This window comes from Haloquadratum walsbyi J07HQW2, from assembly GCF_000415985.1.
Lineage (GTDB): Archaea > Halobacteriota > Halobacteria > Halobacteriales > Haloferacaceae > Haloquadratum > Haloquadratum walsbyi_B.
This window is the reverse complement of record NZ_KE356561.1, coordinates 2,847,089-2,866,211: the sequence shown is the minus strand read 5'-3', so window position 1 is coordinate 2,866,211 and position 19,123 is coordinate 2,847,089. Positions and strand designations below refer to the sequence as shown.

Sequence of the window (19,123 nt, the reverse complement as noted above, 5' to 3'; positions counted from 1 at the left end):
ATTACCACTTCATTGTTGTAGCGTCGGTGACGTCGACGCCGTCGAAGTTGCGATATAATACCAGAATAATCCCAATACCGATGGCGACCTCTGCTGCGGCGAGAGCCATAACAAATAATCCGAACGTCTGTCCAGTGATATTACCCCACAGATATGAAAACGCGATGAGATTGATATTTGCAGCATTCAACATCAATTCAACAGACATCAAAAACAGCAATGCATTCCGCCGTGTCAAAACACCGAATAATCCGGTGCAGAATATTGCTGCTGAGAGAATGAGATAATACTGTGGTGTAAGCATTACTCGTCACCTTCGTTGAATATTTGTTTTTTGAGTTTTCGTCCGCCGTCAGTAAGAACTGAAGAGTCCTCTTCAGAGCGCTCACGACGTGCAAGGTGAATCGACCCATCAAGTGCAACATCTAGGGTGAGTGCAATAACGATGAACGCAGCAAGAAAGCTCTCACCGGCGACATCGCCAACATCGAGATTGAACATCGCATAGCCGATACTTGCCGTAATATTTGCATTTGCAGGGAATCCCTGTGGTTGTGGGAATGATGCAGACAGGAATGCTACGGTCATCACAATGAACAATCCGATAGCAGCAAGTCCTGGCAGAAGATGCGATCCAAGCTTGAGTTCTGGTCGTGTTGTCATATATTACTTCCCTCCGGTTGCGTCCGCGTCAGCATCACAGCAAATGTGACAAGAATCAATATCCCGCCAACATAGACAAGAATCTGCATTGCGGCGAGGAACTCTGCCTGTAACATGATGTAATGCACTGCAACGCTCAATAACGCCCCTCCAAGCAAGAGTGCAGAATGCCATATGTCCTGCATGAGAACGACGCCTAAACTGCATCCGACTGTAATAACCGCAAACAGCACAAATGCGATTGTCTCATAAACCATTATACGTGTCTCCTTGAGGTATCCTTTTGAATATTTCGAGAAGTTCCCGAAAGTAATCGCAATAAGGGTATCTCTTATGCACATGTGTATACCCTAGAGTAATAAAATCGTAGATAAGATTCACTCAAACGTTACTGCTTACCGGTGAGAATGGCTAAAACGTGGACTTGACCGTATCTATACGTTCAGTTCAACTCACAGTTTGAAAAGAAGCGTCATAGCTTATGCGGAGAGAAAATTAAACGAGCAGGAATAAGACATAGACAGCTACAATAGATCAGAGATACCGATTATTGATAATCAACTTCACCGGCTCCTTCGTCGATCCATCCACCGCGGTCTGGTTCGCGGGAATTGAGCGGATCAATATCTTTGTACCACGGCACATTCTTCAGTTGTTCCATGTTATAGACAAACTCATCTTTCGTATCAGCAGTAAATTCAAAATTCTGCGTTAACAAAATTGCATCAACAGGACAAACCTCCTCACATAATCGACAATAAATACATTGTCCGATGTGAAGATTATACTGCTCACCATTTCGTTTGTCATCTTGAACAATCTGAATTGTGTCATTCGGACAGACCTTCTCACATTGTCGACACCAGATACAGCGCTCTTGGCTGAATTTATGTACCCCGCGGAAACGAGGACTGACTTCTGGAGCGACGTCAGGATATTCGACTGTGAATGTCTGTCCGTCCAATGCATGCTTCATCGTTGTCGCCATTGATTTGAGCAATCCAATCATGCTATCACTCCCACGATAATGGCCGTGAGTGCCAGATTTGCGAACGAGAGGACAAGCATCCCCTTCCAACCGACATCAAGAAACTGATCAACACGGAGTCGGGGGATCGCTGACCGAACCCACTGTGTGAAGAGATAAAATGACCAGATCTTGATAATAAACCAAATGAATCCCGGAAGAATTGGACCGGCAGGACCACCGAGGAACAGCGTTGCTACGATGGCGCCACCAAGGAAGATATGAATAAACTCACCAAGATAAATCAGTACAAAGTATACCGATGAGTATTCAGTTTGATATCCGGCAACAATTTCTGTTGGTGCCTCAGGAATATCGAATGGGTTTCGACCCACTTCTGCAAGATTTGCAATCACAAACAGTACAAACGCAAACGGGTTGACGAATGCAAACCACTGTGGTATTATCACACCAGCAATTGAAATGAGCGGTTCACTCTGTTGTGCAACAATTGCACTCGTTTGGAGCGTCCCAGTGAATAAAATGACCGATGCCCCTGTAATCACAAGGGGGATCTCATAGGCAATATTCGATGCGATTGCACGGAGTCCACCGAGTAGTGAAAATTTATTATTCGAACTATATCCCATCATAATAAGTCCGAGTGATGCAATCGAAGCCGCTGCAAATGCAAACACAATTCCAGTCTCGGGATCAGCCAACTGGATACCATTTCCCATCGGGATTACCGCAAACCCAAGCAGCGCCGAAAACGGGATGATAAGTGGTCCAAGGTCCCATGCTGGACGGTCAACACCCTCCGGAACGACAAGTTCCTTTGATAATAATCGGACAGCATCGGCAACAATGACAAGTAAGCCAAATGGACCGATACGATTGACTGCAATACGATTGGTGAATGCGGCTGTGATCTTTCGCTTAGCCCATGGTCCTGCGACAGCTGTTTGAACTAACAGCAGGTTGGCAATCACAAATGCACCAATCATTCCACCAACAATCGCCCCGATAGTTCCTGAGAGACCGAGTAGATCTGCAATCGTCTCAGGAAGCAGCGTTTTCGACTGCAGTATCACCGACATCAGCGGTCCACCTCACCAAGAACAATATCGAGACTTCCAAGAGAAGCAATCATATCTGGGATGTATTCACCGTTGGACATCTCTGGAAGTGTCTGTAGATTTGAAAAGCACGGACTCCGAATTTTGAATCTCCCTGGTTCCTCAGTGCCATCGCCACGGATGTAGATACCGAGTTCACCTTTTGCGCCTTCAACAGCACGATAGATTTCAGCATCATCATCAGGGCGGAGTGTTCGTGGAACGTTTGACTGTATCGTGCGCTCGTCCTCAGGCCATCCCTCGAGGATATCAACACACTGTTCGATAATTTTTGCAGATTCCTCGACCTCACGAAGTCGGACAAGAAGTCGGCTGAAGTTATCACAACCATCCTCAGTTACGACGTCCCAATCGAGTTGGTCGTAGTACCCATATGGATCATCGCGACGAATGTCATAATCGATCCCAGACCCACGGGCCACTGGTCCTGTTGCACCGTAGGATTTTGCCTCCTCAGGTGGAAGCACACCAGTGTCAATTGTCCGCACCTGAAGGATTTCATTTGAGGAGATCAGATCATGATACTCCTCAAGCGCTGTTGGAAGATCCTCAAGAAAGTCACGAATCGTCTCGAAGAACTCATCACGAGGCTCTGGTAGATCCCAAACAACGCCACCAAGTCGGAAGTAGTTGAACATCATCCGCTGACCGGTGAGGTCTTCAAGGATATTTTGCGCTTTCTCTCGATCACGCATAGCATACATGAAAATTGCAGTGAAGTCCCCATACACGTCTAGTGCAAAGGTCCCGACTGCGAGCATATGTGAGGCGATACGACAGATCTCAGAGCCCATTGTCCGGATAACTTGTGCGTACTCTGGTACCTCAAGATCATTGAGATCCTCGGCAGCGCGTGCGTATGCCCACTCATTAAGCAGCCCAGATGAGGCGTAATCCCAGCGATCCGGATACGGCATGATCTGATGGCGATATGTTTTCGCCTCACAAACCTGCTCTTCGCATCGATGAAGATAGCCAATATCAGGATCAATATCTGCTATCTGTTCGCCATCAAGCACGGTTTTGACGTGAAGAACTCCGTGTGTGGCTGGATGATGTGGACCGATGTTGACATACATTGTGTCACCTTCCTCTTCTCGGTGGTCCTCTGCAAGAGGATTCTCCCATTCATTCAGGGTGACTATCTGTGGTCGATCCTGGTCATAGTTGTTCGAAAGTGGATGCCCTTGCCACGTTTGTGGAAGGAGAATTCGACGAAGATCTGGATGATCGTCATAATTGATTCCAACGAGGTCATATGCCTCGCGCTCATGCCAGTCTGCGGTTCGGAAAACGGGCGCAGCTGATTCACTGACGGGGTCGTCTTTTGTGGTTGGAACAACGACGCTCACCTCACGAGTGCGTTCATCATAACTTGTGAGATGATAAATCGATTCATATCGGTCAACACGCTCCTCAGCAGTCACACAGGAGAGATGATCAAATCCAGCCTTATTCCGGAGTCGGCGTAGTGTTTTTTGAACATCATCCGGACGAATAACCATCCCTGGTGCGTTCAGATGGTCATCTCGGCCGATAACAACATCGCTGAGGAGTGATTCAATCTCATCACCTGTTGTTGGTAGTTGTTCAGCCGCTTTCTCAACGCTCTGGGTTGGTTCGGGTTCTTCAAGACTCATGAAGAATCAGCCCAGTCATATCGCATCACAAGATCGTCTTCATCGATATCATCAGCCAGTTGTGAGACAATCTCGTCCTGTGAGAGGTCATCAAACTGCTGAAGTTCATACGGCTTGACTGTCACCGGTGCAGATTCGCCGTTAGCAATCCGTTCTTGGAGCTTTGCGATTCCATAGACAAGTGCTTCCGGACGAGGAGGACATCCAGGAATGTGGATATCAACAGGGATGACTTCTTCAGCGCCCTTGATAACGTTGTATCCCTCTTGGAACGGACCACCCGAGACTGTGCATGAGCCCATACCAACAACGAATTTTGGTTCAGGCATCTGGTCATACACGCGTTTCATACGAGGGGCAAACTTGGAGACGATTGTGCCGGGGACAATGATGACATCAGCTTGACGTGGTGATGCCCGTGGAACACCAGCGCCGAAGCGATCAAGATCGTGTTTGACCGCATAAGTATGCATCATCTCGATACTACAGCATGCAATACCGAACTGAAGCATGAACATCGATGACCCACGGACCCAGTTCATAAACTGGTCAAACTTCGTGAGAATAAACGGCGAAGAGCCGAATGCCTCGCGAAGTTTCGAATTGAATCGTTCATCAGTGCCTGATATTCGGGCGTCTCGAGTATCGGTCTGTACTTGGGTGTCGTTTGTGACGAATGCGTTATTTTGTTCGCTGCTCATGTATCTCGTTCTGTTTTTTGACGGGTTGCGAGCGGACTTTTGATCCATTTAACAGCGCCGTTTCGCCATGCCCAGACCAATCCGACGATGAGGATACTAATGAACACAAGCATCGGTAGCAACACCGTGGTAAGATCTGCGCCGGCTTCTAATGCGGGCCGATAAATAACGGTCCATGGAAGTATGAGTACGGTTTCAACATCGAATACAAGAAACAGCAACGCGGTCATGTAGTATTGGATATTAAACTGGACACGTGCTGACCCAGTCGGAATCTCGCCGCTCTCATACGTGGCGCTTTTTCCTTGTTCGGGAACAGTCGGACGAAGAATCGCTGATACAGCCATCATCCCTAGCGGGATACCAACAGCGACAAGTCCGAGTGCACCGACTGCGATCCATTCACTCATTCCGTATTCTCCTAACAGTCTCTCATTAGCGACGCCCCTGTATAAGCATTGATTTATTACCGCTTGATGTCGTCACGGGTGGATTATCTCCATACTGTTGATGCATCTACCCCAGAACACTCATATGTGAAGCGTAGGCGCAAATGATCTATTTGAGACAAAAATACCGCTTATATGATGAATCTGGAGAAATAGATTTCATTCTTTCATTCTCTGTTTAGGAGACGTGAGTGACTATTCCACACTGACAGTATGCAGTAACAAGCAAGATAATTACAGATTTACGAGTTGACACGGCGAATGCCACGGGGCTTGACCCCGAGCAGTTCACTGGGTTGCTCTACTATACTGTGTTAGTTCATGTGAGGTTCATATGGCTCGTGAGAATACATATACTCACCAGACAAATACCAATAGTTATGAATTCACTCGTGTGATGCACTCGATTCATCACTGTCAGCGCGTGATGTGACTCCGATATCATGTACTCGAAATGAATCTGCTGCAACATCGGTAATGAGCTCTGTATGGTAATTCTCAAGTCGTGTTTTGAGCGCGTCCTGCTCACGAGAGAGAATCTGCACAGCCGAAAGCGCCGCATTATGTGATTTTCCAGCATCAACAGCAACGATTGGTGCACCTGTTGGCATTCCAATGACCGAGTCAACCGATTTCTCCTGAACAGGAACACCGATAACGGGAATTGGATATGCGATCGAGGCGGTCATATTCGGAAGGTCAGCAGACTTTCCACCGGCACCGGCGATAATTACATCAATTCCACGGTCAGCTGCTGTTTCGCCGTAGGCATACAGTACTTGTGGTGTCCGGTGTGCAGAGACAACATACGTTTCATACGTGAATCGGGCGTCCGGGGAAGTCATGAACTCAGTCTGTTCATCAAACCCAAGTTGTTCAAGCGCCTCATGGGCACCCGACATGATGTCTAGATCCGAATCAGATCCCATAATAATCCCGATGTCAGGTGTTTCTGTTGAAGTAATATCAGCATCAGCTTGGCTGTGAAGTCGGTCAAGAAGTGCCTGTACCGTCGGAGTCTCTGGAGTATGTGCCGGCATCGTATTGTAATTACTCAAGCGGTGTTTCAATAAACGCTACTGCTTCTCGACAGCGACGTGCTCTCTCAATTAATGATTGAATCGATGATGGGTCTGGTTCTGCTGATGAATCGTGTGCCTCAGCCGTATCATCAGTAAGCGTCAGGTGCCCCATCTTACGAAGTGGGCGAACCTCATCCTTTCCATACCAGTGCATCGAGGTATGTTCATCTGCAAGAACTGATTCAATACCAGTAAGCATTGCCGGACATGGGGTGTCGACTGTCCCGAGAATATTTGTCATAACAGTCGGTGATCGGCGTGTTGTTGACCCGAGCGGCCAGCCCAACACGGCACGGACATGTTGTTCAAACTGTGAACTGTGAGCACCTTCGATTGTCCAGTGTCCAGAGTTGTGTGGTCGAGGGGCAATCTCATTGACGAGAATATTCCCATCAGCGGTCTCGAACATCTCGATACCGAAGACTCCGCGACCATCTAATGTCTCGAGAACATCACGGGCGACTGCATCTGCGCGGTCACGTGCATCTTCGCTGGTACGAGCGGGAATAATAGTTTCACGAAGAATCTCTGCTTCATGTATGTTCTCTCCTGGTGGAAATGTCCGTGTGGTTTCGGTTCCTTTGACAGCAATTACAGAGAGTTCTCGCGTGAAATCAATCAACCTCTCAGCCATAGCTGAACCACCGACTGACGCAAGTGCATCTGCAGCATTCGCGGGGTCGGTAACTGGCACATTCCCCCGACCATCATAACCCCCGGTTCGAGCCTTTAGCATTACAGCATCAAATATGTCAAGTGCTGTTTTGAGCTCAGAAACCGTATCGACCGCTCGAAACGATGGAACGGGAATACCAGCGTTATCGAGAGTTCGTTTTTGAATGAGTTTGTCCTCGATCATCGCTAATGTTGAGGGTGCTGGATTGACCGTCACATCGAATGTCGATGTAACGTCTGAAAGAAGATCAGCATCTGCAAGTTCAATCTCAAATGTAATTGCATCAACACGACCAGCAAGTTCAGAGACAGCGTCTGGATCATCAAATTCACCAACAATCTGATCGCGAACAACAGGAGCAGCAGGGCAATCTGGTGTTGGATCAAGGACAATTACTTCGACACCAAGCGGAGCAGCAGCCTCAGCGAGCATTCGACCAAGTTGCCCTCCGCCGACAACACCAAGCGTTGGTCCAGGAAGAGTGACTGACACGACCGTCGGTACCCAATCAGTCCGAATAAAACTTGAGTTTCAGCGAAAGTCCAAATAGATCACATCTATGTCTCGGTATCGATCGATACCGGGTAGTTGTGCGTTGATGAGACAGGCGATTCTGACGGGGATGAGACTGAAGATGATGACTTTTGAGGCGATTCAATAACTGATGCACGTGTTTCATCATGAATAAATATCACAACGGTCTCGCCCCAAAGTCGGAAGTTGTGCTCAGAGGCTGTGTACCCTTGTAGTGTAGCTGAGACCGCATCTCGGTCATGACCTTTGCTGATGACGACTGGCGGGGGGTCTGAAAGTGCCGTTTCCAATTCAGTGTCAGGATCGGTACTCGTAATTGTCGCATTAGTGCGTTCGAGATACCAGGGGAGTGGCAGTCGACTGTGCCATGCAGGACCACCGGGTGGTGCCGTTGCAACTGAGGATTCATTATCGACATAGAAATCAGTATTACTTGCACTTGGTGGAGTCGTCCCGACGAAGAGGACATCAGTTCCCGCATTACTCGCTGCGATAGCTCCGGTAGTCAACATCGATGATTTAAGATCATTCTCCGGCTGAGCCCACTGAAGTACCTGTTTATCATCCGCGGATGCACTGTTGAAATACGTTGCATTTGCACCTGCAACGCCGCCAGCAGCTGCAAGAATTATAAGAATCGCCAATCCAGCGGTTACAGTGTCAGTATTAATCCTCATTAGTGCATCGTGAGCCGATTCAATGACAAATGAGAGACCGACAGCCGCAGGAATTGCAAGTGGGACAATAATATGGATAGTAACCCATGGTGCCTGAATATCAGTCGCAAGTGGATATCCAAGAAGGGATGCAACTGCCCAGTATGTGGCAAATGTGATCAGTGGTCGACGACGGTCGGTGATTACACCATATCGATTTGTGATGATACCAAGGAGACCAAATGAGAGAAGCGCTGGGGCACCGTATACAAGAGTCTCAACAAGATCATGGAAGTATGGTAAATACGCATGATCTTGTCGCCCCCCTGTTGCCCACAGATCAATGAATTTCTCTGCTGCGCCGATAGTTCCTGCTGTTATTGTGTCTGGTAGTTGAGTTGGGTTAGCAATTGCTTGCCAAAGGTCTGGACGTGGAGCATAGAAAAATGTAAAGATAGCGATAAACAGCACGAGTGACCCAATAAATGTGCAACCAATGCGGGCAAGTGACATTCCCGGTGTTGTTCCATGTCCGGTGAGCGCTACATAAATCCGGGTTTTCCATTCTGAAAGAATGTGTGTGTGTGATTCTTCACGTGCTACTGCCCGTGTGAGACGCCAGTCAACCACAACAACAGCAGCACCAATGTAGCACACTGGATAGAGAAGTGCATTCTCCTTTGTTGTGAACGCAAGAGCCAGCGCCACGGCTGCGGCAAAGCTATATCGAAGGTGACCTGTGTCAAGTCCGCGAATGACAGCTCCAAGCGCGATAAATGCGAATGTGGCAACCAGAACATCATTGCGCATGAACCGAGAGTAATAGACAACCAGCGGATTAATTGCCAGCAAAGTCGCGAGTGATATGATTTCAATATCTCGAAGATGCTCACGAAATAACAGTGCTGCAAGCGGTAACAGTCCCCCGATAACAGCGATCGGAAGACGGGCAGTCGCATCAGTAATTGGGGCAATTTCGAACAACCAGCGATCAACAATCGGAATAAATGGACCATGGACTATCGGTCGATACGTATGGATTCCAGTCTCGTGATATCGAAGGATCCAGTAACCGACGCGACCTTCATCCCAGTGGAAGACACGACCACCGAGCGCATTAAGACGTAACACAAGCGCAAACACAGTAGCGGTAACAACACCCACAAGTGTGCGCTGTGCACGTATCGCATCAATAACCGGGAGGGTGGACACTCGAGACCCAATGGTCGTGCGTCGTTGTGACTCTTCACCGGCTGGAAGCGATTCAGCCCCCTCTGGGACCTCATCTGAATTCATTGAGCGGCTATCGTAGCCACGAGATTAACATTCTTGTGTTTGAATTCAACAGAAAAGACCGATAGCTAATTTGAACTGGTATGATATTAACCAATATAACAATGAATGAACACACCTCGACCGATATGGAGACAGATACCGCTACCCACGAGGATGTGAATTCGTCAAAAGAGAAGCAACAAGAACAGACTATGGATAAAAATGAAAATGACTCCAGAGAGAAATTACGTGCTGAGTCAGATATCGAGAGTCAAATAACAGAGACGGTCAATCTAGGACTCATTGTTGCCGATTTCAACCGCTCAGTTACGACGGAAATGGAGACAGCAGCACAGGAGACTGCGGCTGACAGAGATGCAATAGTCAGTATAACGCTCCCGGTCCCAGGCGTTTATGATACGCCACTTGCTGCAGATCGATTAGCCCGTCGTGAAGATATCGATGCTGTTGTTGTTCTCGGCGCTATCGTTACCGGCGATACTAATCATGATCAAGTTATTGGTGATGCAGTCGCACAGAAATTGACCGATATCAGCCTTGAGCGGGATACTCCGGTCACATTTGGTGTCTCCGGTCCGGGACAGAGCGGTGCGGAAGCACGCGAGCGTGTCGGGAAAGGTGCGGAAGCGGTAAACGCAGCCATCGATATGATAGAGGTGTTGGCATGAATTTCGACTTCGCATCCCGTGTTGAACGGGTTGAGCCGAGTGCAACGTTGGCAATTAGTAACAAAGCAAGCGAGCTAGAGGCAAATGGCGTTGATGTTGTTGACCTCTCTGTTGGTGAACCCGATTTCCCAACGCCACAGAACATTGTCGAAGCCGGAAAGGATGCAATGGATGCCGGTCACACAGGATACACCCCATCAAATGGAGTTCCCGAGCTTCGAGAGGCGATTGCTGCACGACTGCGGAAAGATGGAATCGATGCTATCGATGAGGAAATCATCGTAACGCCTGGTGGCAAGCAAGCATTATATGAAGCATTCCAGACACTAATTGATGATGGTGATGAGGTTGTGCTACTTGATCCCGCTTGGGTTTCATATGAAGCGATGTCACGACTCGCTGGAGGATCATTGACACGGGTTGATCTCGCACCGTACTCTTTCCAACTTGAGCCAGGACTTGATGATCTTGAAGCAGCCGTCTCAAAAGAGACTGAGTTGCTCGTAATTAATTCGCCGTCAAATCCAACAGGTGCAGTGTACACCGATGCTGCGCTTGAAGGTGTCCGTGATCTAGCGGTTGAGTATGATATTACCGTTGTTTCTGATGAGATATATGATAAAATAACATATGGAGTCGAACAGACAAGTCTTGCATCGATTTCAGGAATGGGTGACCGGACAATAACGATTAATGGATTTTCAAAGGCGTACTCAATGACTGGATGGCGACTTGGATATGTTCATGCACCCAGCGCATTGATTGATCAGGCTGCCAAGTTGCATTCTCACTCTGTGTCGTGTGCGGTGAATTTCGTCCAGCGGGCTGGTGTTGAAGCAATTGAAAATACTGATGATGCTGTTGGTGAGATGTGTGATGCATTCCACGAACGACGTGATATGCTCGCAGAGCTATTCAGTTCACACGGTGTTGATGTACCAATCGGTGATGGCGCATTCTACATGATGTTGCCTGTTGATAATGATGATCAAGCCTGGTGCAGTGGTGCGATTGAAGATGCACATGTCGCGACTGTTCCCGGGTCGGCATTCGGTTCTCCAGGGCATGCACGTATTTCATATGCTGCAAGTGAGACCCGACTTCGTGAAGCTGTCAGCCGGCTTGCAGAATATGAATATATCTAATTCAATCTAATCTAATCTAATCTCATAATAAGAATCTGGGTTGTAACATATAATAGACACAACTTTATTTGTGAGTTTTATTATTGTAGAAGGATATTCGAGTCTTTGATCCAGGATGACCGCAGACAGTCGGACTGACCTGAAATAGATACGCCTCGTGCTTTTGTGCACGTAGGTCTGAATAATGGTGTGTCATTGGACATCAAGGAATTGCCGGTGTCCGCAGCTATTCGCGAACATTATTACGATGCGGGTATCACACAGTTGTATCCTCCACAGGAAGCAGCGGTGGAAGCCGGCGTTGTTGATGGTGAAAACGTCATTGTCGCTATTCCAACTGCCGCTGGAAAAACGCTTATTGCGCAACTAGCGATGTTGACAGCCGATGGACCTGCATTATATATTGTTCCGCTTAGAGCCCTTGCGAGGGAGAAATATGAGGCATTCACCGCACTTCCTGGTATCGAAGCCGCCATTTCGACAGGAGATTTCGACACGGCTGAAGACGATTTAGAGACTGCTGATGTCGTTGTTGCGACAGCTGAAAAGGTTGATTCTGCAATTCGAAACGGCGCCTCATGGGTCGATAAATTAGCTTGCGTTGTTGTTGATGAAGTACACTTACTCGGAAGTGCAAATCGAGGTCCAACGCTTGAGATAACGCTTGCGACAATCCAGCGACGAGCACCTGGTGTGCAAGTTGTTGCACTTTCAGCAACAATTGATAATCCAGAGGAAGTCGCGTCATGGTTGGATGCAGAGCTTGTTTCTTCAACTTGGCGACCAGTCTCGCTCCGAACAGGTGTTTATGATGCAGTTGACGAGAGGGTTGTCTTTGATGATGGAAACCGGTTGTCGATAGCAGCCGATAGTAATCGTACTGCTACCCCTGAAATTGAAACGGTGGATGATGGAACTGATACTGATACTGATCACAGACACAGACACAGACACAGACACAGAGGCTACGATTGCGCTTGTATCCGATGCGGTTGAATCGGGTGGACAGTGTCTTGCGTTCGTTCGGTCACGTCGGGAAGCAGCGTCACTCGCCGAGCAGTTAGCTGCTGTAGGATTTGGATCAAATACCGAGCTTGCTGAGGACATACGCGATATTGGAACTACACCGACTGGGCGACAGCTCGCAGACACGGTGATTGCCGGCGTTGCATTTCACCATGCTGGACTTCGAAGTGATCATCGAATCCGTATCGAGTCGGCGTTTCGTAACCGCGACCTTCGCGTGATCTGTGCAACACCAACGCTTGCTGCGGGCGTGAATGTTCCAGCGCGGCGTGTTGTCGTTCGAGATTTAAAACGATATACAGGAGAGAAGATGGCACGGCTACCTGCTCTTGAGGTACATCAGATGTGTGGTCGGGCTGGTCGACCGCATCTTGACCCGTATGGAGAGGCAGTCCTGATTGGTGATATAGTCAATAACACTGATTCAAGTAGTACACAAGTATCTGTAAATGATGACAGAGATATCCGAACAGGATCAAGATGGCGTCAATATATTGATGCGGGTCCTGAATCCATTGAATCACAGCTTACAGCTCGTGACGCACTCAGAACACATGTTCTTGCATTGATCGTTGCTGGATTCGCTGACTCAAATGATCAAATCCTTGATGTATTAGATTCGACGTTTTTCGCACATCAATCATCCACAGCAGATCTCACCGCTGTCGTTGATGATGTTGTGACTGAACTGATTGACATGGGACTGCTCACGGCAGATACATCCGACACAGCACTTGCTGCGACATCAGTTGGTCAGACTGTCTCACAGCAGTACATTCGACCAACGACAGGCGCAGAACTCGTTGATGGGATTCAATCGATTGCGACGCTGCCGGTAGAGCGTACTGCGGTGTTAACTGCGCTTGAAATCGTATGTGGGACGCCTGATATGCATGATACATATCTTGGGAATAGTGAACGAGCTGATCTATATCGATTTGCAACGAGCAACATGGACTCATTTGTGAGGGACATGGGCGAAATTGATGATTTTGAATCATGGCTCTGTACAATTAAGCTCGCACGGATACTTACTGCATGGAGCAATGGAGTGACAATTGATGAAATTGTTGAGACATACCGCGTCGGTCCTGGGGATGTTGAGTCACACGTCGAGCGAGCGCGATGGCTGCTTGGGGCTGCCGATGCACTCACGGAGACACTCGGTGTTAATATCGATATATTCGCGAAAGGGCATATGCAATTGTGACGGAACAAATAATTCAATTCAGAGGATATCAGCGATTGCGGCGTGAGGATAACTTAGCGGTCATTGGATTATCATCCGCTGAGTCTGGTAGAATATTGACTTCTCTCAGAATATGAACACCAACTACGAATGCTATCGCGCCGGTAGTGTTAACGATAAGATCAATGACAGTATCAAGTAGATAAAATCGAAGAGTCCAATTATACCAGAACGTCTTAAATAAGAATTCATATACCTCAAATCCGGTTCCAAATGCGAATACGGCAGGAATAACCCAATATGTGGTTGATCTGATTGATGATTGAAATGTAAGTCCTAGAACTGCTGCGACACCAAATCCACTCAATGAGTGCGTGAGAATATCCCACCATGACACAGCAGTGTAGATATCAAAGTAAAGCCCGCCAAAGTGCAACCCTGAAACACTAATCGAGCATAATGCAGTAATTGCCCAGCCATATCGAAGTGTATTATTCTCATTGATATCACGTCTGAGCTGAGTGATCAGAAGACGTGGCCACAAACGAACAGGAGTACGTGCTGGGTATCCAGATGTCTGACGGGTAATCTGTAGTGCGATGAGTGTAAGCAAAAATGACCCGATTCCAACAATGGCTCGCGAAGAGAAGTGTTGTGATTGAAGGCCAACCATTGAATAAGCCTCGATAGCATGCTGGTAAGTGTCTTCTTGTTAGTATATCGACGCGAACAGCTATATATAAGACAGCAGCCACAGAGAGCGCAGACTCAGTCGAGGCAATAATAGAATATGTTGAAATATTGTCGTGCTAACACAAAAATAACAAAAATAATAAACAAATTATGATCCTATGACAGAGAGACCTATGAATAAATCACTCTCTTCACAAGATACTGTTATCGGTAAAAGAACCGGCTGTGCGTCGCTCATATCTGTAATTGAGGAGATGCTAGAGTCTTCTTCAGATAATTAATAACTGCTAATATGAGGATAACGTGCGTCTATACTCATAAAACCGTAAATCTGTAAGAATGGACAGAAGGGTTGATAGTGACTAACCGTCGATGGTAAATTTCTACTTTAGAGCCCCCACTTTTGTATGACTTTTGCACACAGCCGACACTTTTTTGTCTTATACCAATTTACTATATGATAGAACGAGGCGACGGACGTTCTCGTCGCACTCTTCAATAACTAACATGAGTGACTCCCTTCACGCGCGCACGCGCGAGACTGAGGAAGATGAGCAAAGCGATGGTCGTACCTGGCGAGATCATAGTACGACATCTGAACGCCGAGGTACGCGGAATAACTCGAAAACTGCTGAATCAGAGGAATCGACAAGAAAAGAAACTGCCGATGAGTCTTCAGAGGTTGAAGAAACAGTTCACTGTCCAGAGTGTGAGTCGACAGATCTCATTACCGATGATGAGCGTGGTGAGACAGTCTGTGCAGATTGTGGACTCGTTGTTGATGAAGACTCAATCGATCGTGGACCAGAGTGGCGTGCGTTCGATAGTGCCGAACGAGACCAGAAATCTCGTGTCGGTGCCCCAACGACGAAGTTGATGCATGATAAGGGGCTTTCGACAAATATCGGCTGGCAAGATAAAGACGCATATGGGAACTCTCTGTCGTCAACACAGCGGCAGAAGATGCAACGACTTCGAACATGGAATGAACGGTTCCGGACTCGTGACTCAAAAGAGCGGAACCTCAAACAAGCACTTGGCGAGATTGACCGGATGGCATCTGCACTTGGTCTTCCAGAGAGCGTTCGTGAGACCGCATCTGTGATTTACCGTCGAGCGCTTGATGAGGATCTCCTGCCTGGTCGTTCTATCGAAGGAATTTCCACAGCTGCATTACACGCTGCAGCACGGATGGCACAAGTGCCGCGGAGTATCGATGAAGTCGCTCGCGTCTCTCGAGTTGATGAGGATGAGTTTGAGCGAGCATATCGATACATTGTCCGTGAACTCTCATTAGAGATTCAACCGGCTGACCCGGCTGAATACGTCCCTCGGTTTGCCTCTGATCTTGAGGTTCCGAAAGAGACCGAACGGACAGCCCGAGAACTACTGGAAAGCGCCAAACGTCAAAATGTGCACTCAGGGAAATCCCCAGTTGGACTCGCTGCAGCAGCTTTGTATGCTTCTGCACAGTTGACGAATGATGAACTCACACAGGCTGATGTGAGTGAAGTAACGGATATCTCAGAAGTCACCATTCGAAACCGATATCAAGAACTGCTCGAAGCATGGGATAACCGATCCAACAAATCCGGCGCTGACGCAGCAAGTGCATAACTTCTCTATCTAATATACGCTTTTCTGCGGTCGTGAAATGATCTTGTATGTTATCGCTCTATCATACAGGTCCACACTTACCCTGTGATTGTGGGTAAATTACTTGCTGATGTGATTGCTGATGGATTACCCCTATCTGGTGGCACGTGTCAGCTAATCTCGGAATACCTAAATCAAACTGAGATAGATAGTCACTTCAATGTCTGATGACATCCCTTGTGTTCGTGTCCCGACGACCGCAGGTGAGCAAACGCGGACAACACTTGCTGAACGAGGGCTTATCGACACCATTCATGAGATTGATACAACAGACAATTATCTGTATATACCTGTTACCGATCCATCGGCTGTATCTGATCAATTCAATGTTGTGACACACGGGGTAACGACTCGTGATACACCAACAACCCCTGCTGATAAACTTGGATTTGATCCCTCATATCAACGGCTCGGTGAGATTATTATCATTGATGAAGCTGACGATCAGAAAGCACGTGCGGTTGCTGATGCGATGTCGAATCTGACATTCCTGTTAAGACTGTCCTAAATCGAGCCTCAAAGGTACATGGACCATATCGAACCCGTGATTGGGACGTCCTCGTTGGAGAGCAAACAGAAGCATGTCATCGAGAGTATGGACACACGTTCAAATTGGATGTCGACTCGATGTATTTTTCACCACGACTTGCGACTGAGCGTCATCGTGTGGTTACACAGAGTGATTCTAATGAACGTGTAATTGATATGTTCGCCGGAGTCGGACCATTTGCAGTTCCAATGGCTGCTCATGGTGCAGATGTTGTTGCTGCTGAATTGAATGAATCTGCTGTTGAGTATTTGTTAATAAATGCCGAACAAAATGACGTCGTAGATAATCTTACTGTCGCTTCTGGGGACGTCAAAGCATTATCTGATTCCTACACAGACTGGGCTGATCGATTAATAATGAATCTTCCTCACAGTGCTGATGAATTTTTACAGACGGCTGTGAGACTCGCTGGTGATGACTGTGTGATTCATTATTATGATATTCAACACGAGGATACACTATTTGAGCCTGGGATTAATGCAATTCGATCGGCTGCAGAGCAAACGTACACCGTGTCCGTTGAGACACGGCATGAAGTCCGGTCATATGCACCTCATGAGTACAACATCTGTCTTGATGTGCGATTACAGAGACGCTGATTCGGAAATGTTTTGAACATTACTGGAATATACATACATGAGCAATGCCGGTGTAGCTCAGCTGGGAGAGCGATTCCTTCGTAAGGAATAGGCCGAGGGTTCAAATCCCTCCACCGGCTTACCGAACGTTTTATTTTATCTTTCTATTTCACCACTCAAATGATACTCAATGGCGTATTTTAGCGTGAGACGTTTAGCCAAGATACTGGTGATGTCCTTGAGCATGCACATATATGCTAACCGATAGCGAAGAGACTCATTACCTTGCCTCGCAGTGTGGCGAGTGCTTACTCGATTACACTACATTGACTCCAAAAGATCAAGAAACCAAACCAGATAGTTACTGAAATAAAGGACAAGGCCCCAGCCTCCGTCCTTGAGGCGGGGATGAATCCGGCAGAAATGTCGTGGAAGGCAGTTAGGCTGTAATGGCTTCGACCGTCGCCACGATTTCGTCGTAGTCAGGTTTCGTTTTCGTGTCGTCGACAACCCACGAATAACTGACTTTGCCATCGCCATCTATGATAAAAACAGCACGCTTGGCGACCGCGTTTATTCCGTATTTCTCCCAATTCATCGAGACACCATACTTCTCAATGATCTCACGGTTGGCATCGCTGAGGAGACCATACTCCAAACCTAATCGTTCACGGAAGGCGTTCTGTGCAAAGGGGGAGTCGACACTGATACCGAAGATAGTCGCTCCAGCATTCTTGAAGGCTGATAGTCGCGCCTGGAACGTCTTCATCTCGTGGGAACAGGTGGTTGTGAACACACCCGGAAAGAACGCAAGCACGAGAGGTGGCTCTTCAAGATGGTTCGAAAGCGTGAACGACCCGACTTTACTATCATCGTGAGCGATCGGTAGAGTGAACTCCGGGGCAGAATCTCCCTCTGTTAACATAACTAATCTCTGTGTCCAGGAAATAAAAACCACACAAATATATACACATGTCTCTAGTTACAGTGAGTATACATCTCGGGTTCTAAGATCTTTCAAAACGCATTGAGCATCGTCAACATTGTCATAGCCAGTATAAGAGGTAACTTCCGAGAACGATTGGATCACTCTTAAGAGTATATTCGAATAGCTATCTGTTAAGCTAGCGCACTAATCGACTGGTCGATAAATCTCATTTATCAGACCGGCGAGCCGGCTCTGTATAGTGTAGATAACCCGACCGCTTCCGTTCGATGTAGTTACCATTGAAGTAGCGCCAGTGAGGCAAATAGTATAATTTGATGACTGATCGTGACCCAGTGAGTGTGCTGCTGCCGACAGTCGAGTGGAACACAGCCTGTGACCAGATGGCTGCGCAGTTAGCGCCGGATGACGAATTATTCATTATTTGTGACACCAAACAAGACCCAGTCGCTAGTCATGAGCCACCGGACGGAGTGCAAATTCTGATTGCTGGGGAGCCAGAGGGGTGTTCGGGAAAAGCGAATGCGCTTGCACATGGAATGACTGAAGCCAGCCACAATCGATTCGTCTGGACTGATGACGACTTTGAGCGGAGTATGGATTGGCTTGACCGACTGGTCGCTGCTGGCGAAACACACGGACCGGCAACGGCAATTCCATTCTTCACCGGTCGTGGGTGGTGGCGATTGTTCGAACCCTGGTATGGAGCCCTATTCACACTCATGTTCTACCTACAGTTGGGCAATGCCGATGACATCGCTTGGGGCGGAGGCGTGGTGTTCACGCGATCAGAGCTGACAGTTCCAGTGTCGCAGTTTGTTAAGGAACTTAGAGAAGTTTTGAGTGATGATTACTTGCTCACAGAACGC

Annotated in this window: 17 protein-coding genes, 1 tRNA gene and 2 pseudogenes; 7 read left to right on the top strand and 13 right to left on the bottom strand. The window is 47.6% G+C overall.

Translation table 11 applies throughout. From position 1 onward, the window contains the following. Position 1: 1 nt before the first annotated feature. The 11 genes from nuoK to J07HQW2_RS13480 form a co-directional block, all read right to left on the bottom strand. Positions 2-304, bottom strand: a complete 303-nt coding sequence (gene nuoK, locus J07HQW2_RS13530) for an NADH-quinone oxidoreductase subunit NuoK (protein WP_021056130.1) — start codon at positions 302-304, stop codon at positions 2-4. Continuing rightward, positions 304-663 (bottom strand): hypothetical protein, encoded by a 360-nt coding sequence (locus J07HQW2_RS13525; RefSeq protein ID WP_021056129.1) that lies wholly within the window; start codon positions 661-663, stop codon positions 304-306. The genes nuoK and J07HQW2_RS13525 overlap by 1 nt, the downstream gene beginning before the upstream one ends. After that, entirely contained in the window at positions 660-920 is a 261-nt protein-coding gene (locus J07HQW2_RS13520; protein ID WP_048075697.1) for an NADH-quinone oxidoreductase subunit J, read from the bottom strand. The genes J07HQW2_RS13525 and J07HQW2_RS13520 overlap by 4 nt, the downstream gene beginning before the upstream one ends. A gap of 290 nt (positions 921-1,210) precedes the next feature. Continuing rightward, positions 1,211-1,672, bottom strand: coding sequence for a NuoI/complex I 23 kDa subunit family protein (locus J07HQW2_RS13515; protein WP_021056127.1), 462 nt, complete (start codon positions 1,670-1,672; stop codon positions 1,211-1,213). Continuing rightward, the gene (locus J07HQW2_RS13510; protein WP_021056126.1) at positions 1,669-2,730 is read right to left on the bottom strand and encodes a complex I subunit 1/NuoH family protein; all 1,062 of its coding nucleotides are present in this window, start codon (positions 2,728-2,730) and stop codon (positions 1,669-1,671) included. Before J07HQW2_RS13510 ends, J07HQW2_RS13515 begins: the two co-directional genes overlap by 4 nt. Next, positions 2,730-4,409, bottom strand: a complete 1,680-nt coding sequence (locus J07HQW2_RS13505) for an NADH-quinone oxidoreductase subunit D (protein WP_021056125.1) — start codon at positions 4,407-4,409, stop codon at positions 2,730-2,732. Before J07HQW2_RS13505 ends, J07HQW2_RS13510 begins: the two co-directional genes overlap by 1 nt. Continuing rightward, positions 4,406-5,110, bottom strand: a complete 705-nt coding sequence (locus tag J07HQW2_RS13500; RefSeq protein ID WP_021056124.1) for an NADH-quinone oxidoreductase subunit B — start codon at positions 5,108-5,110, stop codon at positions 4,406-4,408. Before J07HQW2_RS13500 ends, J07HQW2_RS13505 begins: the two co-directional genes overlap by 4 nt. Beyond that, entirely contained in the window at positions 5,107-5,520 is a 414-nt protein-coding gene (locus J07HQW2_RS13495) for an NADH-quinone oxidoreductase subunit A (RefSeq protein ID WP_021056123.1), read from the bottom strand. Before J07HQW2_RS13495 ends, J07HQW2_RS13500 begins: the two co-directional genes overlap by 4 nt. A 425-nt stretch (positions 5,521-5,945) precedes the next feature. Next, a complete protein-coding gene (gene purE, locus J07HQW2_RS13490; RefSeq protein WP_021056122.1) occupies positions 5,946-6,599 on the bottom strand; it encodes a 5-(carboxyamino)imidazole ribonucleotide mutase in 654 nt (217 codons plus the stop codon). Positions 6,600-6,609: 10 nt separating this feature from the next. Beyond that, the gene (locus tag J07HQW2_RS13485) at positions 6,610-7,809 is read right to left on the bottom strand and encodes a 5-(carboxyamino)imidazole ribonucleotide synthase (protein WP_021056121.1); all 1,200 of its coding nucleotides are present in this window, start codon (positions 7,807-7,809) and stop codon (positions 6,610-6,612) included. Between the two features lie 65 nt (positions 7,810-7,874). After that, on the bottom strand, positions 7,875-9,803 hold the full coding sequence (locus J07HQW2_RS13480) for a flippase activity-associated protein Agl23 (protein ID WP_021056120.1): 1,929 nt from the start codon (positions 9,801-9,803) through the stop codon (positions 7,875-7,877). Positions 9,804-9,994: 191 nt separating this feature from the next. Between J07HQW2_RS13480 and ribH the strand changes: the two genes are divergently transcribed. The 3 genes and pseudogenes from ribH (at position 9,995) to J07HQW2_RS13465 (ending at position 13,852) form a co-directional block, all read left to right on the top strand. Continuing rightward, a complete protein-coding gene (gene ribH / locus J07HQW2_RS13475; RefSeq protein ID WP_394324648.1) occupies positions 9,995-10,471 on the top strand; it encodes a 6,7-dimethyl-8-ribityllumazine synthase in 477 nt (158 codons plus the stop codon). Beyond that, the gene (locus J07HQW2_RS13470) at positions 10,468-11,616 is read left to right on the top strand and encodes a pyridoxal phosphate-dependent aminotransferase (protein WP_021056118.1); all 1,149 of its coding nucleotides are present in this window, start codon (positions 10,468-10,470) and stop codon (positions 11,614-11,616) included. The genes ribH and J07HQW2_RS13470 overlap by 4 nt, the downstream gene beginning before the upstream one ends. Before the next feature lie 195 nt (positions 11,617-11,811). Next, a pseudogene (locus J07HQW2_RS13465) lies at positions 11,812-13,852 on the top strand (DEAD/DEAH box helicase). A 28-nt stretch (positions 13,853-13,880) separates the two neighbouring features. Here the strand turns inward: J07HQW2_RS13465 and J07HQW2_RS13460 are convergent. Further along, on the bottom strand, positions 13,881-14,504 hold the full coding sequence (locus J07HQW2_RS13460) for a DUF2238 domain-containing protein (RefSeq protein WP_021056115.1): 624 nt from the start codon (positions 14,502-14,504) through the stop codon (positions 13,881-13,883). A 527-nt stretch (positions 14,505-15,031) separates the two neighbouring features. On the opposite strand from J07HQW2_RS13460, the gene J07HQW2_RS13455 reads away from it, so the two are divergent. The 3 genes and pseudogenes from J07HQW2_RS13455 to J07HQW2_RS13445 all read left to right on the top strand — a co-directional run bounded on the left by J07HQW2_RS13455 (position 15,032) and on the right by J07HQW2_RS13445 (position 17,448). Next, complete coding sequence (locus J07HQW2_RS13455; protein ID WP_021056114.1) at positions 15,032-16,141, top strand: transcription initiation factor IIB; 1,110 nt, start codon at positions 15,032-15,034, stop codon at positions 16,139-16,141. Positions 16,142-16,340: 199 nt separating this feature from the next. Then, positions 16,341-17,329, top strand: a pseudogene (locus J07HQW2_RS13450) (class I SAM-dependent methyltransferase). Between the two features lie 46 nt (positions 17,330-17,375). Next, a tRNA-Thr gene (locus J07HQW2_RS13445) sits at positions 17,376-17,448 on the top strand. A gap of 299 nt (positions 17,449-17,747) precedes the next feature. On the opposite strand, the gene J07HQW2_RS13440 is transcribed toward J07HQW2_RS13445, so the two are convergent. Further along, positions 17,748-18,233, bottom strand: a complete 486-nt coding sequence (locus tag J07HQW2_RS13440) for a redoxin domain-containing protein (protein ID WP_021056110.1) — start codon at positions 18,231-18,233, stop codon at positions 17,748-17,750. 338 nt (positions 18,234-18,571) lie between these two features. On the opposite strand from J07HQW2_RS13440, the gene J07HQW2_RS13435 reads away from it, so the two are divergent. After that, positions 18,572-19,123: glycosyltransferase (locus tag J07HQW2_RS13435; RefSeq protein WP_021056109.1), on the top strand; the 552-nt coding region annotated here is incomplete at its 3' end.